Genomic DNA, 13,785 nt, shown 5'->3' on the forward strand with positions numbered 1-13,785 from the left:
TCGCGCGCAAGACACGCGCGCGGCTTCCTGGTGGGCAGGACCTGCCCTCGCCACGCCTGCCACGCCAGCGGCTGGTTCCAGCCGCATGCGACCGGCCCCAGTGTCCCGATTCCGAAATCCTGCGGACTTCATTCTCAGGCCACTAGCCTTTGTCTTGAGTGGCCTGCTTGTTCGCTTCGTTCGCTGGAAATCCAGCGAGCGAAGCGGGCAGGACACTAGCCCCGGCCGAAGAGCCGCCGGAGCCAGCCCAACATCCCCCAGCCCGGCGGGTCCTTGCGCTGGTGCGTCACATGCGGCCGGCGGGAGGGCGGCGGCAGGGCGCTCGCGACCGTGTGCCGGCCGAGATCCCGCGCCGCGACCAGCCGACGCTCGAGGGCGATGACCTGGCCCACCGCCTCGGGCGGCGAGAGGGCGGCGAGTTCGGCCGCGGTCGCCTCCGCATCCTCCCAGGCCTCGGCGCGGCGCAGCGCGTCCACCACGCGCACGGTCTGCTCGGCATCGAGCGGCGGGCCGCTGCGCCACAGCGCCACCGCTTCCTGCCGCCAGGCGCGCGAGAGGTCGGCCCGGCCGCCGTCGTCGGCGACCCAGGCGGCCTGCAGCGTCGCCTCGGCCGCGGCGTGCAGCGCGCCGGTCTCCTCGAGCACGAGGGCCCAGGCGAGGAAGCGGCGGGCGAGCGCCGGATGGGACGAATCCTGCAGCAGCGCGCGGAAGGGCGCCGCCGAGACGGCCGCCGCCGCGGCCGGATGCGCCTTGGCGATGGACGGCGCCGCGTAGCCGCAATGCGGGCACTGCTGCAGCCAGCGCGCCATGGTCGAGCGCACCGGCTCGCCCGGCCGCAGGTCGAGGTCCGGTGCCTGTTCGGGCGGCGGCGGGCGGAACGGGGCCTGGCGGCTCTCGCGCCCGCAGACGCCGCAGGTGACCAGCCCGGCGGCGGCGGAACGAGGAGAGGTGGAGGGCGTCTCGGCCATGGAAGCGTCATCCTAGACGAGAAACGCCGGCGCCGGAATCCGACATCCCGAAGCGGCGTTGGGCCATTGCACCGCCGCGCCGGGTTGGGCACATGTGCGGCCATGCCGCGCGGAGATCTCTTTCCCGATATAGCGCCCTACGAGACCGGCCTGCTGCCGCTCTCGGGCGGCCACGTCATGTATTGGGAGCAGGTCGGCAACCCGCGCGGCCAGCCGGTGCTGTTCCTGCACGGGGGGCCGGGCGCGGGGGCGGGGGCGGTGCATCGCCGCTTCTTCGACCCCGGCCATTGGCGCGTCGTGATCTTCGACCAGCGCGGCGCAGGGCGGTCCCGTCCGCTCGGCGAATTGCGGGAGAACACCACGCCGCACCTGGTGTCCGACATCGAGGCGCTGCGCCGCTTCCTCGGCATCGAGCGCTGGCTGCTCTTCGGCGGGTCCTGGGGGTCCACGCTGGCGCTGGCCTATGCGCAGGAGCATCCGGAACGGGTGACGGGCTGCGTGCTGCGCGGCGTCTTCCTCGGCCGCAGGGCGGAGGTGGAGTGGTTCCTCGCCGGCCTACGCCGCGTCTTCCCCGATGCCTGGGCAGCCTTCGCCGAGCACGTGCCGGAATCGGAACGGGACGACCTGCTCGGCGCCTATCTGAAGCGGCTTTGCCATCCCGACCCGGCGGTGCACCTGCCGGCGGCGCGCGCCTGGAGCCAGTACGAGGGGTCGTGCTCGACCCTGCTGCCCTCCCCCGAGACGGTGGCATCCTTCGCGCAGGACCGTTCGGCACTGGGGCTGGCGCGGATCGAGGCACACTATTTCGCCCATGACCTGTTCCTGCCGCCGGAAGGGCTGCTGGGTCACATCGGCCGCGTCGCCAATATCCCGGCGGAGATCGTGCAGGGCCGCTACGACATGGTCTGCCCGCCCGAGACCGCCTTCGAGCTGGCCGCCGCCTGGCCGGGCGCTCGGCTGACCGTGGTGCCGGATGCCGGGCATTCGGCGCTGGAGCCGGGGGTGCGGACGGCGTTGGTCTCGGCGGTGGAGCGGTTCCGGCGGCGCTGAACGCGTGTTATAGGGGCGGCGGTGGGTCCCCGTAGCTCAGCAGGATAGAGCACAGGATTCCTAATCCTGGGGCCGTGAGTTCGAATCTCGCCGGGGACGCCACTTCCACTTCTCCCAACCATGCTCTTGGCCGGATCGCCTCGCCGTACGGCGCAGATAGCCCGCGGTTTTCGTGGACCGGCTGGAGGACGCGAGGGCGGAACGCGGGCTGGATAGACCCCTCTCCGGGCCGTTTCTCTCCAAACCTGGCGACTTGGGCGATGACCCAGCCAGACTGAATACCAAGAAAATCCTGGGGCTTCTGAGGCAGAAACGCGGCGGAGTTGGAGCGACGCATGCCCCTGCGCTCGGTGCTTCAGCAATCCCCCGAAACCACAACCAGTCCAACCCACCGGCCCTACTCGGCCGAGCGCAAGGGATTTACTCTGGGCCAGCTTACTCTTGGCCAGCATGCCTCCGCTCAGTCTATGTCGAAGGAGGTGGCCAGATAGCGATGGCATGCTGGAGAAGGCACGTTCCTCGGGCCTCGATCTTCTCCTCGTTCCAACCGTCCTCGTTATCGTGAACAAGATTGTAATTGAGACGCAATATGCTGTGGCTATGCAGCCCCGCCCGCTTCGACTTTCCGGCGGGAGATGTCGCAAGCCACGGTGCATTCGAAAGGGACGGATTCAGTTTCTTAGTGACGAGAGTCAGATTGCCAATCGTGTGCAGAAGTGCATTACGACGATCCTTCGCAGAAATTAGATCCTGGGCAGGCGGCAGCGGCCAGTGGTCTTCCCACGACTGCGGCATTACATGTTCGATTTGCAACTTCTCGTCGGTCAGGGTGACTGCCTCGCTGAATTGCGAGTGTAGGCGCGCCTCAATCGCGAGAAGCATCATGCGAAGGCGTGGACGGGTCAGCCGCCTGTAGAGCGGCTCAGACAACCAAGCCTTCTTGAATTCCGCGTCTCCGGGCCAGCGCGAACCCTCAGCCTGCGACTTCCCGAGGAACTGCCGTACGACGGGAGCAACAGGATCAGAATTCGGCGTCTGCGCTGCGGCCGCAAGCAGGTCCACGAAGAACGTCGTATACGCGCGCGTATCAAGATCACACACCATTCGGCGAACAAGGAAAGATTCAAGTGCTTCGACGACGGCCGTGGTGTCACCGTCATTGGTGACTGGCCGTCCAAAGAGCCAGAGGAAGAACGGCGTCAGCGAGACGACGTCCATCGCCTTCAAGCGCCGAAGAGAAGTCCCAATGCGCCCGGGCTCATCCGCCTCGTCGACGCGGCGGAACCCGGCTGCATGCTTCCGGATATCCTCCAGCCGGGCAACGGGATTGGTGGTCAACCCATCGGCAGCACCAATTGGAGGCAGGTCCTCACGTGCTTGTAGATCGAGGAATTCTGAATAGAGGTGAGTCGCCGATACTGGCCGCCGAAGATGGAGCGTCAGGTAGTTGGCGAGGTAGGTATCGATGCGCGCGCGCGCGGCATGGCCACGCCCAGCCTCCTTCCGCCAATAAATGTGGTCGCTATCGAACGCATGCCACGTCGAAGCGTAGAGCTGTTCGATGTTGCCATGCAGGCCGCGTCTCTCTACCTCGCGAAGCAGCCAGTTCTTCACAAGGTCGGCGGGCAGCAGAGGCGTGCCACGCGCATTCAGCGTTTCAAAGATGACCTGCGCCTCGTCGGTCTGGTCCAGGTCGAGGACGACGCACTTCAGTCGCTGATTGAGCGTCACGAAGAGTGCGTCCCGTGCCTGGCCCGGCGAGGGTGCATGGGCTGCCAGCCACGATGAGAGTTGCGCGTAGAAGTAGCGGTAGGCGTCTGGCAGCAGGCCTCCGACGCCAGTCAAATCGGCGGGTGATGCCGCCTGCATTACAAGTCGGTACGCCTCGCGGTCGACATTCGTAGGCAGAACCTTGAACGTCTGCTCCTCATCGACGGCGCCAATCGCGTGATTGCGCAGCATCGAAGCGAGTTGGAGGGCGCGCTGCTGTTCTCCGATCGCGGTAAAGCTGTCTTGGGCGGCCTTCAACAGGAGCTGCAGCGTCGTGAGTCGCTGCTGCCCATCAATCACGTCACGGCGTTCTGGATACGACTGGGTCGGCACCTTTTCCAGGACGATCGAGCCAAGAAAGTGCGGAGGCGGACTGACACCCGCGCGGGCAGCATCTGCAAGTCGGCAGACGTCGGCCCAGAGCGGCTCCCATTGCGCCTTCTCCGTCCAGACGTATGGCCGCTGGAACAGCGGCACCGTATATCTGCGAGGCAAACCAAAAATGTCCGAGATGGTAGCGTAGCTGGTTTGCATGGGTCTGTATCGTGATCCGCGTGTCTCTGATGCCTAGCTTCTACCAACTGCCGTGCGGTCTCATCGCATTCGCAACCGGGCCGAGGTTGGATCGTACACATAGGCCGTGATCGTCCCGTCCTTGATGCGTTCCACGGCTTCGTCGATCGCGAACAAGGGTACCAGGAACCATTCACGTGGGGTCACCGGGTTGCCGAAGCGATCCTTGATCTCGATCTCCAGCCGCGCGGGGCCGAAGACGCGGTGGATCAGGTTCTCAAGCTTCGTCTGACTGATGTTGAACAACTTGTAAGTGGCGACGACTTCGACGTCGGCCATGAGGAACGTCGGCTGCAGCCTGGCGCCCGCAATGCGCTGCGCGACATCAAGCGTCGTCACGCCAATCTTGTGCACCACCTCGCGGTTTGCCACGACAAGAGGGTGATCCGACTTGCTACGCAGGACGTAGATCGTACCGCTGGCCTCATCGCCATGCTCCCGTTCACCAGAGAATAGCGGGCCAGCTACGGGGTCTGTTATCCGGCGCCCCGCGTCGTCCTTGTTGAGCGCGCGTTGAAGCGAGCGCATCAGCATGTTGCTCTGGGTGCCATTGTCGAAGATCACACGCAGGCGCGCATCGGTCCGGCCCTGGGGGGTCGTGTAAGTCTCACCTGCCTCGGCCACATAGGCCTTCTGGCCGCCGACGATGAACCACGCTCCTGCCCTGATCTCCGCCTTGAGTTCGAACGGACGTGTTTGTCGGATGCCGGCTTCGAGGTCCTTCTGCACCTGCTGAAACAGGGGCTTGAAGGTGGCGAAGTCTTCGCACTTCTCGCGGTTCGCGATCTCTTCGGCCTCTCGCCGTTCCGTCGCTGTCCGCACATGCCGCAGTTCCCTTACGCCGCCTTCTGGCGGCGCATCGACGCCAAGCTGCGCCAACAGCTCATCATCGTTGACTTCGTCCGAGCCAGCGACCCCTGCGAGCGCGGCGCCCGAGAGCAACTGCTGATGGTCCAGTGGGATGAGCAGCTCCAGCGCCTCCGGGAGTCCCCGCAGCCGATCGAGGCGAACGGCGTAGATACGTTCGAAGATATCGCGGTCATCCCCGTGCTGCGGCGGGCGGCCATGCTCATCAACGAAGCGCTGGATTTCTTCGAAACCCGCGATGATCCGCTCCTCGCGTGGGGTACGGGTACCCTGCCGTTTCGTCTCAACCTCGACGCCAAGCTCCTCCAGGAGGGCGTCATCCTCGTCGGTAAACGCCTTAGCCACGCGCCGCCTCCGCCTTCATGCGGGCAAGGAAGGCCACGCCTTCTGCCATTCGCTTTTCCCACGCATCCGGCGAGGTGATCGACGGAAGGCGGCCGCGCTCCTGCTTGAACTTCAGGGCCCGCTTCGCCAGGTCGCGCGCCTCCTCCGGCGTCATCGTCACCCGCTTCGCGTTGATGACGGCCTGGACCTCCTTCAGGCTCTCCTCGCTCATGGTCTTCGCGAGGATGGAGTATGCCTCTCCGAAGGGGTTGATGCTGTCGATGAGGTCGATGTCGAGGTCGCGGACATTCATGGCAATGAACTTCCGAACGCCATCGACGAAAGCCGTGTTGGCGGTCTTTTCGCCGTCATCGTCGCTGCTGCCGGAGGCCACCTCTTTCGCCTTCTGGGTCAGGTTGAGGGCGGCGATCGCGTGCTGCCGCACGGCTTCCTGGTCCTCATCGTCTAACTCGGGGTAGCGATCCTTGATGATCTTGCCCATGCGGACTTGGGTCAGCTCCTCAGGCACCATCTCCGGGTCAAACAGGCCGCGCTCGACTGCGGTCTTGTCCTGCACGAAGGCCGCAATGACCTCGTTCAGGTCCTGCTTGCAGATTCGGGTGGCCTCCTCGCTCTTAGGCTCGGCCAGCCCCTTTATCTCGATCTCGAACTTGCCCTGTTCCTGGTTGAAGCCGACGTTGCACTTGTTGGCGTCGTATCCGCCCTCGCCATAGTCGAAGCCCGGTGTGGGGCCGCTATCGACAGCCTTCGGCTTGAACTCGAAACGCGGGGCGAGGACCTGCTCCATCAGCAGGCTCGCGGCGATCGCCTTCAGCGTGTCGTTGACCGCCTCTGTCACGGCCTGCTCGGAGGCATCCGGCTCCGCAATCAGGTTGGTGAAGCGAGCGCGGGTCTTGCCGGGCGCGTCCCGTGTGGCGCGGCCGATGATCTGGACGATCTCAGTCAGGCTCGATCGGTAGCCGACTGTCAGGGCGTGCTCACACCAGATCCAGTCGAACCCCTCCTTCGCCATACCGAGCGCGATGATGATGTCCACATGATCGCGGTTGTTCTTCTGGGCGGGGTCCTTCAGCGCAGCCGAGACACGGTCCCGCTTCGTCGGCTCGTCATCCACCAGGTCGGCGATGCGCAGCAGGCGGCCTTCCGGTGTGCGCACAAGCTGGAAGCCCGTTGTGGGGTCCAGGCCCTCCCACGTCCCGAGCTCCTCGATGATGTGCTCGACCTCTCGGTGTTTGTCCTTCGTGCTCTCCCGCGAGTTGACGTTCGGAATATGGACGATGGTCTTCTCGGCCGGGTCTAGCACCTTGAGGATGTCGTCGCTGTAGGCGCCCGAGTAGAAGAAGTAGCCAATATCTAGCTTCTTCAGGTGCTCATAGCCGTTGAGCTGCTCATAGTAGGTGTAGGTGACGGTTTCGAACTTGGCTTCGTCCTGCGGCGCGAGCACGGCTTCGGCGTCGCCGCGAAAGTAGGAGCCGGTCATCGCCACGACGTGGACCCGGTCGCGGACGATGAACTGGCCGAGATGCAGGCCGAGCTTGTTGTCGGGGTTGGCGGAGACGTGGTGGAACTCGTCCACCGCGATCAGGCGATCGTCGAAGGCCTCCACGCCGAACCGCTCGACGGCAAAGCGAAAGGTGGCATGCGTGCACACCAGCACCTTGTCGGTGCTCTGGAGGAAGGCACCGACCGAGTTGACCTTGCCGCCATCCGTGCCCGGGGCGTTGCAGAGGTTCCACTTCGGGGCGACCTGCCAGTCGGCCCAGAAGCCAAACTTCGTCAGCGGCTCATCGGCAAAGCTGGACCCGATCGACTTCTCAGGCACCACGATGATTGCCTGCCGGAGGCCCTGGTTGTTGAGCTTGTCGAGGGCGATGAACATCAGCGCGCGGCTCTTTCCCGAGGCGGGCGGCGACTTGATCAGCAGGTACTGTTCGCCCCGCTTCTCGTAGGCGCGCTCCTGCATCGGACGCATGCCGAGAGCATTGGCCTTGGTCGAGCCTCCATTGCGGCTGTAGGAGACGGAGACAGACGGGACGGATGTCGTCATGCAGGCAGCCTGTATTCGGAGAGGTAGGTAATGGCCCAGGCGGGCGGGCTGGGCCAACTTCGCTGACCATGCTGATGCCAGGTGACGCTGTCGGCCCCAATCAGGCCGCTCCGCTCAAGGTGGGTCACCAGGCCGTCGTGGTCGTACAGATACAGGTCGTCGCCGTGCAGGAAGGCGATGTGGACGCCTTTGCCGAGGTACTTGCGATCGATCACCAGTCGCCCTTTGAGCTGCACCTTCAGGAAGGTTTCGCCGTCAATGTGGATTGCGATGAAGTCCGCCCCCTGCCAATCGTCCGTTAGGCGGATGCTATTGAAGCCGTAGTCAGCAAGCCGCGCAGCGACCTTCTGAAAGTTGTAGTTCTCCTTCTGACGCGAGTTCAGGGCGTCATAGGCGATGCGGCCGTACATATCAGGCCGCCACCTTCTTGGTGATTTTGGTGTAGAGCTCGAAAAGCTTCTCCAGGCGCTCAGTGTCGTTCTTGAAACGACGGCCGATGTAGATGCGCTCCAGCACCTCGTCATTGCGATCGTGGGCGGCGCGGAGGTCGACAGGCATGGCATCCGGGTCGTAGAGGTCGGCGATGGTCGCCGGGAAATGAGCCTCTCTGGCCAGAAGGATGTCCTCGGCACAGACGGAAAGGTCGACCTTGTTTTTCTCAGTAAGAGTCGGGACGGGAAAGGTGTTCCAACCCAAAGTGTTAGAGTAGCGCAACCGGGTTTCGAGCTTCCCACAAACGGCCATTGCCCACACAAGGTGCAAACGGGATGCGACGAGTGCAAGGTTCCACATTTCCGCATCATACATTGCGAACAAGAGATCGCTCGGTATTGCCCGACCATTGAGAAGGTCGACCGGGATGTATGGCCTACGTTCAGAAGACACCTTGGCGATCGCGATACAATGCTCTGTCGAGCGTCCTGCAATTTGCACAAACCGATGCGGTTTCTGCGCAAATTCGCGGGTGGACTGAGCGTCACTCTTTAGGCGGCTCTCCTTCACTCGCTCCAAGACGCCCGAAAGGAAAGGGTGCTCCTCGGCTAGCTTTGCATCATCATCATCAATCCAGATGCACCACCTAAGCTTCCCATTGATCATTTCTTCGGACCCATAGTAAGGACGGATGTAAGCCGCGACATCAGGGTACTCAATCAGAGTTTGGCGGCGCTCATCTCCGCCGAGAATTAGGTTTCCGCCGTCCCGAGGCATATTGCCAAATAGCATCAGCGCAGCACTTGAGATTGGGCGCCGCATCTGTTCAATGATGATGTTTGGTCCTGCAACCAGATAAGCATTAATGTAATTTACTTTTCGTTCGATCTGATTTCCGAGCTCGTCTGTATAAAACAATCTCCTGGTCGGCGGGGGCGATGCCGAGATGCCTACGATGCATACGGTCACGCCGGCGTTGTTGCTGGCCAGGTTCGCCCACCGAAAGGAGGTGTGCGCAAACGCTATCTCACTGCCTGTTTGGAATATCGCAGGCCATAAAATGGGCACTTGGAGTCCCTGGCATATCGAATTCGTGGTTACGAAGGCTGATGTCGCCCGTGTGTGCCTCCCGTACTCGGCCGCCTTCATCATCCAGCCCGCAACATAGTCGACTGACTTCCAGCCTTTTGTGCGCGGAGAGAAGATTTTCTCAAGTTCCTCCTTCTGTTCAGTAGATTGCCATTTACTGCCAAGATAAGGCGGGTTTCCGCAGATGTACGTCTCCCCACCTTGATTGTCGAAATCAATTTGGGCTTGGTCCATCGGCGTGCTGAAGAGGTCGTCCGCTTTCAGCTTCACGCCAGTCCCCGTCGGTGGGCAGATGCTTAGCCAGTCTAGCGTTAGCGCATTGCCGCAGGTGATCCAGTTCTCCGATCGCAACGGAAGGAAATCCTGTAGCGCCTCTTTCTGGCCGCGGTAGACCACGTCGCACTGATACTCGGCGATGATGAGCGCGAGGCGTGCGATCTCGGCCGGGAAGTCGCGGATCTCAATCCCTCGGAAGTTGGTGACAGGGATTTCCGTCCGCCGGTCCGCCTCGCCGCGGCGTTTGTTGATCTCAGCCTCGATCGCCCGCATCTCTTTGTAGGCGATCACCAGGAAATTGCCCGAGCCGCAGGCGGGGTCGAAGACCCTGATCCTTGCCATGCGGTTCCGCAGGTTCAGCAGCTTGCGGGGGTTCCCCCCCGCCTCTTCAAGCTTCTCCCGCAGATCGTCGAGGAACAGCGGGTTCAGCACCTTTAGGATGTTCGGCACGCTCGTGTAGTGCATGCCGAGCGCGCCGCGCTCCTCATCCTCGGCGACGGCCTGGATCATTGACCCGAAGATGTCCGGGTTGATCCTCTTCCAGTCCAGGCTGCCGATATGCAGCAGGTAGGATCGCGCGATCCTGCTGAAGCGTGGAACGTCCGGGCTGCCGGAGAACAGGCCGCCATTCACGTAGGGGAACTGATCCGCCCAACGGGGAATGCCGGCTGCCGCCCGGTCGGCGATCTTGACGTTCATCGCCCGGAAGATGGTGCTGATCACCTCATGCGTGTTCGAGGAGTCCGAGGCGCTCATCGTCTGCACCGTCGAGGTGAAGAGCAGCGGCCGGCAGAAGATGTCGGTGTCCTCCGCGAAGAAGCAGAAGATCAGCCGTGCCATGAAGTGATTCATGTCCGGCCGCCGGGCCGCCGTGCCCCACTCCGGGTTCTCCTTGAGCAGCTGCACGTAGAGCCGGTTTAGACGGCCCGTTGCCTTGATGTCGAAAGAGCTCTCCCGGATCTGCTTGACGGTCGTGATGCCCGCCAGCGGGAGAAAGAAGCCGAAGTGGTCTGGGAACTCGCGGTAGGTGCAGGCGACCGTCTCGCCGCTCGCCAGATCCTCGGCCTCGAAGCTGTCGCCGTCCGTGGCGAGGATAAACTTCGCCTTCCCGCGCGCCGTCGCTGGGCTCGCCTTCAGGGCTTGCAGCGTTGCCGTGACCTGGCCGGGGTCGCAGGTCGCGATGTGGATGTTGTTGGTCTGCAAGACGCCGCCGAGGTCGGACTTGTTCGATGCCCCGCTGCGGAGCCGCTTCAGCGTGGTGTCCTTGTTTCCGAAGGCCGCCAGGAAGGCATAGGGAAACTCCGCCCGATCGAAGGGCTGCTCAGCCAGCGCAGAGACGGCTTCTTCGATTTCAACTGCGTTCATCACACCCCCCCAGCGCCGGCTGCCCCGATCGCCACCGCTGCACAATTGATAGTATGATGAACCATGCATCTCGTCACCGCGGCAACGGCTGCGCCCCACGGCTGGGGCTTCGACGTGCTTGCAGAGACAATGGGGCTTTGCGGTCTGGACGCGTCAACGCGCCCAGCATGACGAGTTCACCCGTCTTGGCATGTTGTCCCGATCGGTAAAGTGCGAGAGTTTCGCCCAGCCGACATCGGACTGTCACATTATTGTTGTGGTGCCGCGCCCGGCCCCATTCCCGGGCCTTTGCATGGCGCTGGCATTTCTCGGGTCCCAGAGGCCGAGATCATATGTTGCGAGCGTGCCGCGAGGAACGGATCGATGCAGCCCAAACTCCGTACGGCCAGAATGACGGTTTACCTGGCCGACGGCGAACCATCATTCACGGAAGAATGCCACGTCCGTCTCAACCCCTCAACGAATGGCCTGGAGGTAATCTACACCGATCACAATGGACAGGAGGTCGCTTACCAGGGCGCCGAGCGCGGCCCGGGTCACTGGCGGCTCCGCTGCCCTCAGAACGGCGGGGAGGCAAGCCTGCACGCCTTTCCAGGGTCGCTGATTTACGAAGGCTGGTGGGTCGAATGCGGCATTGAAGGAATGTGGCGCATAGCCATTGATGCAGAATCAGAATAATCCCTTTCGGCCGCGAAGCGAAGCACGCCATTCCATCCCGTGCCGCTTCGAGCACTACCGCTGGCGTTGCGCGCAAAGGGCCGACTGCCGCTGTTCCCACCCCGTCGGCGAACCGGCCAGCAGCGTTGGCAGCCCCAACCCCTCCGGCTGCCGCCCATCCAGCACCGCCTCGACGATGTCCGGCGCCAGCAAGGTCAGCTTCAGCAGGCGCGCGACATAGGACCGATCTACCCCCTCGGCGGCGGCCAGTTCGCGGATCGACGCGTACCGCCCGTCCTCCAGCATCCGCCGCCACCGGAACGCCCGCGCCAGCGCCTTCAGCAGGGCTGGGTCGCCGCTGGTGGTCTCCACGCCCGGTCTGTCCTGGCCGGCCCGCACCGGCGCCCCGTCCGGCCCGAAGATCTGCTTCCGTCCGCCGCGGCGCCGGATGGTCATCGGCACCACCACCGTAACGCTGGTCATGCTGCGATCGCCTCCCGCGGCGGCTTCGCCGCCATGTCCCGCGCCAGCCCGGCGAGCCCCTCCAGGTTCAGCCGAATCTCGGCGCCCGCCTCGGTGACCATCACGCGCTCGACCAGCAGCCGCACGATGCGCTCCTGCTCGCCGGGGAATAGTTCGTCCCAGAGCGGATCCAGCCGCTCGAGCGCGTCACGGACCTCTGCCTCGGTCAGATCGGGCGCCTCCTCCCGCGCCGCACGCCACGTGCCGACGATGACCTCCGGCTGGCGCAGCAGCGCGCGGACCTGCGCCAGCACCAGCCCCTCGATCTCCCCGGCCGGCAGGCGCCGGAGCGGCGCGTCGTCCGCCCCGCCCTGCAGCACCGCCTGGCTGACGTAGTACCGGTAGAGCCGCCCCTTCTTCCGCGTGTGGGTCGGCGACATCGCCCGCCCGTCTGGCCCGAACAGCAGGCCGCGCAGCAGTGCCGGCGCGGTGGCGCGGTTCTTCGCCGCGCGGGCGCGCGGGCTCTCGACCATGATGGCGTGCACCCGGTCCCACAGCTCCCGCGAGATGATGGCGGCGTGCTCACCGGGATAGGACGTCCCCTTGTGCACCGCCTCGCCGAGAAACGTCCGGTTCACCAGCAGCTTGTAGACGGCCCCCTTGTCGAAGGGCCGGCCGGTCTTGGTGACGAGGCCCTCGGCGCGGAGGACGGGCAGCAGCCGCGTCGCGGATCCGATTTCGGCAAAGCCCTCGAACACCCGCCGCACCGTCGCGGCGCCGGCCTCGTCCACCACCAGCTTGCGGTTCTCGACCCGATAGCCGAGCGGCACCGGCCCGCCCATCCACATGCCCCGCGCGCGCGAGGCGGCGATCTTGTCGCGTACGCGCTCGCCGATGATCTCCCTTTCATACTGCGCGAAGCTCAGCAGGATGTTCAGCGTGAGCCGGCCCATGCTGGTGGTGGTATTAAAGCTCTGAGTGACAGCAACAAACGTGACCTCGTTGTCGTCGAAGGTCTGCACCAGCTTGGCGAAGTCCATCAGCGAGCGGGACAGGCGATCAATTTTATAACAGACGATGACGTCAATCAGGCCGGCCTCAATATCGGCCAGCAATCGCTTCAATGCGGGGCGATCGAGCGTGCCGCCCGACACGCCGCCATCATCGTAGCGATCGTGCACCAGCACCCAGCCCTCGGAGCGCTGCGACGAGATGAAGGCCTCGCACGCGGCCCGCTGCGCGTCGAGCGAGTTGAACTCCTTCTCCAGCCCCTCGTCAGTGGACTTCCGCGTGTAGACGGCGCAGCGGAGCTTGCGGATCTTCGCCGGCATGGCGGTGTCGCGGCGGGTCATGCGCCGGGCTTCCGCAAGCCAAAGAACACCCATCCGTTCCAGCGCGTGCCGGTGATGGCGCGGGCGATGGCGGAGAGCGACTGGTAGGGACGGCCCTGGCATTCGTATCCGTCGCGGGTAACGGTGACGACGTGCTCGACGCCCTGGTACTCGCGGATCAGCCGCGTGCCGGCGATCGGGCGCTGCTCGTGGCGGATGCGGCGCAGGGTGATATTCCGGCCGTCAAACTGCTCGCCCAACGCCTCCAGCCGCGCCAGCGTCTCAGGCTTCAGGCCGCCATAGGCGAGCTCCTGGATGCGGTATGCGAGGCGGCTCTCCAGGAAGCGCCGATTATAGGGCGGCGGCTCGGTCCCGAAGAGGCTGCGCCATTCGGCCTTCAACTCGCCGATCGGCATGCCCGGCAGCGCGGCGAGGCGCGCCGGCACGTCCGGCTTCGGGATGGCGGTTACTATCGTCGTCGAGGTGCTGTTTGGCTTCGCGCGGGTCATGCGTCTCCCTTTCTCCTGGGGTTCGCACGAAGGCGCTGGCCGGG

The 13,785-nt window shown here is 64.2% G+C and carries 11 protein-coding genes and 1 tRNA gene; 3 read left to right on the top strand and 9 right to left on the bottom strand.

Annotated features, from left to right (window positions below; all coding sequences use genetic code 11):
- Window positions 1-215: 215 nt before the first annotated feature.
- Window positions 216-968 (bottom strand): hypothetical protein, encoded by a 753-nt coding sequence (locus tag GXW76_RS01955; protein WP_211860302.1) that lies wholly within the window; start codon window positions 966-968, stop codon window positions 216-218.
- Window positions 969-1,070: 102 nt separating this feature from the next.
- On the opposite strand from GXW76_RS01955, the gene pip reads away from it, so the two are divergent.
- Together pip and GXW76_RS01965 are read left to right on the top strand one after the other, a co-directional pair.
- The gene (pip, locus tag GXW76_RS01960; protein WP_211860303.1) at window positions 1,071-2,018 is read left to right on the top strand and encodes a prolyl aminopeptidase; all 948 of its coding nucleotides are present in this window, start codon (window positions 1,071-1,073) and stop codon (window positions 2,016-2,018) included.
- A 25-nt stretch (window positions 2,019-2,043) separates the two neighbouring features.
- Window positions 2,044-2,120: transfer RNA gene (locus tag GXW76_RS01965), tRNA-Arg, on the top strand.
- A gap of 363 nt (window positions 2,121-2,483) precedes the next feature.
- Here the strand turns inward: GXW76_RS01965 and GXW76_RS01970 are convergent.
- The 5 genes from GXW76_RS01970 to GXW76_RS01990 are packed head-to-tail and all read right to left on the bottom strand — an operon-like array spanning window position 2,484 to window position 10,782.
- Window positions 2,484-4,322 (bottom strand): DUF262 domain-containing protein, encoded by a 1,839-nt coding sequence (locus GXW76_RS01970; protein WP_211860304.1) that lies wholly within the window; start codon window positions 4,320-4,322, stop codon window positions 2,484-2,486.
- Window positions 4,323-4,382: 60 nt separating this feature from the next.
- Window positions 4,383-5,573 (bottom strand): GIY-YIG nuclease family protein, encoded by a 1,191-nt coding sequence (locus GXW76_RS01975; RefSeq protein ID WP_211860305.1) that lies wholly within the window; start codon window positions 5,571-5,573, stop codon window positions 4,383-4,385.
- Window positions 5,566-7,620: a DEAD/DEAH box helicase gene (locus GXW76_RS01980; RefSeq protein WP_211860306.1), complete on the bottom strand. Its 2,055-nt coding sequence runs from the start codon at window positions 7,618-7,620 to the stop codon at window positions 5,566-5,568. The genes GXW76_RS01975 and GXW76_RS01980 overlap by 8 nt, the downstream gene beginning before the upstream one ends.
- The gene (locus tag GXW76_RS01985; RefSeq protein WP_211860307.1) at window positions 7,617-8,030 is read right to left on the bottom strand and encodes a hypothetical protein; all 414 of its coding nucleotides are present in this window, start codon (window positions 8,028-8,030) and stop codon (window positions 7,617-7,619) included. The genes GXW76_RS01980 and GXW76_RS01985 overlap by 4 nt, the downstream gene beginning before the upstream one ends.
- A gap of 1 nt (window position 8,031) precedes the next feature.
- Window positions 8,032-10,782 carry a class I SAM-dependent DNA methyltransferase gene (locus GXW76_RS01990; protein ID WP_211860308.1) on the bottom strand — a complete coding sequence of 917 codons (2,751 nt, stop codon included), beginning with the start codon at window positions 10,780-10,782 and terminating at the stop codon, window positions 8,032-8,034.
- A 363-nt stretch (window positions 10,783-11,145) separates the two neighbouring features.
- On the opposite strand from GXW76_RS01990, the gene GXW76_RS01995 reads away from it, so the two are divergent.
- On the top strand, window positions 11,146-11,460 hold the full coding sequence (locus GXW76_RS01995; RefSeq protein ID WP_211860309.1) for a hypothetical protein: 315 nt from the start codon (window positions 11,146-11,148) through the stop codon (window positions 11,458-11,460).
- A gap of 54 nt (window positions 11,461-11,514) precedes the next feature.
- Here the strand turns inward: GXW76_RS01995 and GXW76_RS02000 are convergent, their stop codons facing one another.
- The 3 genes from GXW76_RS02000 to GXW76_RS02010 are packed head-to-tail and all read right to left on the bottom strand — an operon-like array spanning window position 11,515 to window position 13,741.
- Window positions 11,515-11,922, bottom strand: coding sequence for a hypothetical protein (locus tag GXW76_RS02000; RefSeq protein ID WP_211860310.1), 408 nt, complete (start codon window positions 11,920-11,922; stop codon window positions 11,515-11,517).
- Window positions 11,919-13,253, bottom strand: a complete 1,335-nt coding sequence (locus GXW76_RS02005; RefSeq protein WP_211860311.1) for a recombinase family protein — start codon at window positions 13,251-13,253, stop codon at window positions 11,919-11,921. The genes GXW76_RS02000 and GXW76_RS02005 overlap by 4 nt, the downstream gene beginning before the upstream one ends.
- Complete coding sequence (locus GXW76_RS02010) at window positions 13,250-13,741, bottom strand: DUF2924 domain-containing protein (RefSeq protein ID WP_211860312.1); 492 nt, start codon at window positions 13,739-13,741, stop codon at window positions 13,250-13,252. The genes GXW76_RS02005 and GXW76_RS02010 overlap by 4 nt, the downstream gene beginning before the upstream one ends.
- Window positions 13,742-13,785 lie beyond the last annotated feature (44 nt).

It is taken from the genome of Neoroseomonas soli (assembly GCF_018129065.1).
GTDB classification, from domain to species: domain Bacteria; phylum Pseudomonadota; class Alphaproteobacteria; order Acetobacterales; family Acetobacteraceae; genus Neoroseomonas; species Neoroseomonas soli.

What these genes read in the sequence shown, in the direction of transcription:
- GXW76_RS02000 (WP_211860310.1), bottom strand. Translation starts at nt 11,922, where the DNA reads ATGACCAGCGTTACGGTGGTGGTGCCGATGACCATCCGGCGCCGCGGC.
- GXW76_RS02005 (WP_211860311.1), bottom strand. Translation starts at nt 13,253, where the DNA reads ATGACCCGCCGCGACACCGCCATGCCGGCGAAGATCCGCAAGCTCCGC.
- GXW76_RS01995 (WP_211860309.1), top strand. Translation starts at nt 11,146, where the DNA reads ATGCAGCCCAAACTCCGTACGGCCAGAATGACGGTTTACCTGGCCGAC.
- GXW76_RS01955 (WP_211860302.1), bottom strand. Translation starts at nt 968, where the DNA reads ATGGCCGAGACGCCCTCCACCTCTCCTCGTTCCGCCGCCGCCGGGCTG.
- GXW76_RS01970 (WP_211860304.1), bottom strand. Translation starts at nt 4,322, where the DNA reads ATGCAAACCAGCTACGCTACCATCTCGGACATTTTTGGTTTGCCTCGC.
- GXW76_RS02010 (WP_211860312.1), bottom strand. Translation starts at nt 13,741, where the DNA reads ATGACCCGCGCGAAGCCAAACAGCACCTCGACGACGATAGTAACCGCC.
- GXW76_RS01990 (WP_211860308.1), bottom strand. Translation starts at nt 10,782, where the DNA reads ATGAACGCAGTTGAAATCGAAGAAGCCGTCTCTGCGCTGGCTGAGCAG.
- pip (WP_211860303.1), top strand. Translation starts at nt 1,071, where the DNA reads ATGCCGCGCGGAGATCTCTTTCCCGATATAGCGCCCTACGAGACCGGC.
- GXW76_RS01985 (WP_211860307.1), bottom strand. Translation starts at nt 8,030, where the DNA reads ATGTACGGCCGCATCGCCTATGACGCCCTGAACTCGCGTCAGAAGGAG.
- GXW76_RS01980 (WP_211860306.1), bottom strand. Translation starts at nt 7,620, where the DNA reads ATGACGACATCCGTCCCGTCTGTCTCCGTCTCCTACAGCCGCAATGGA.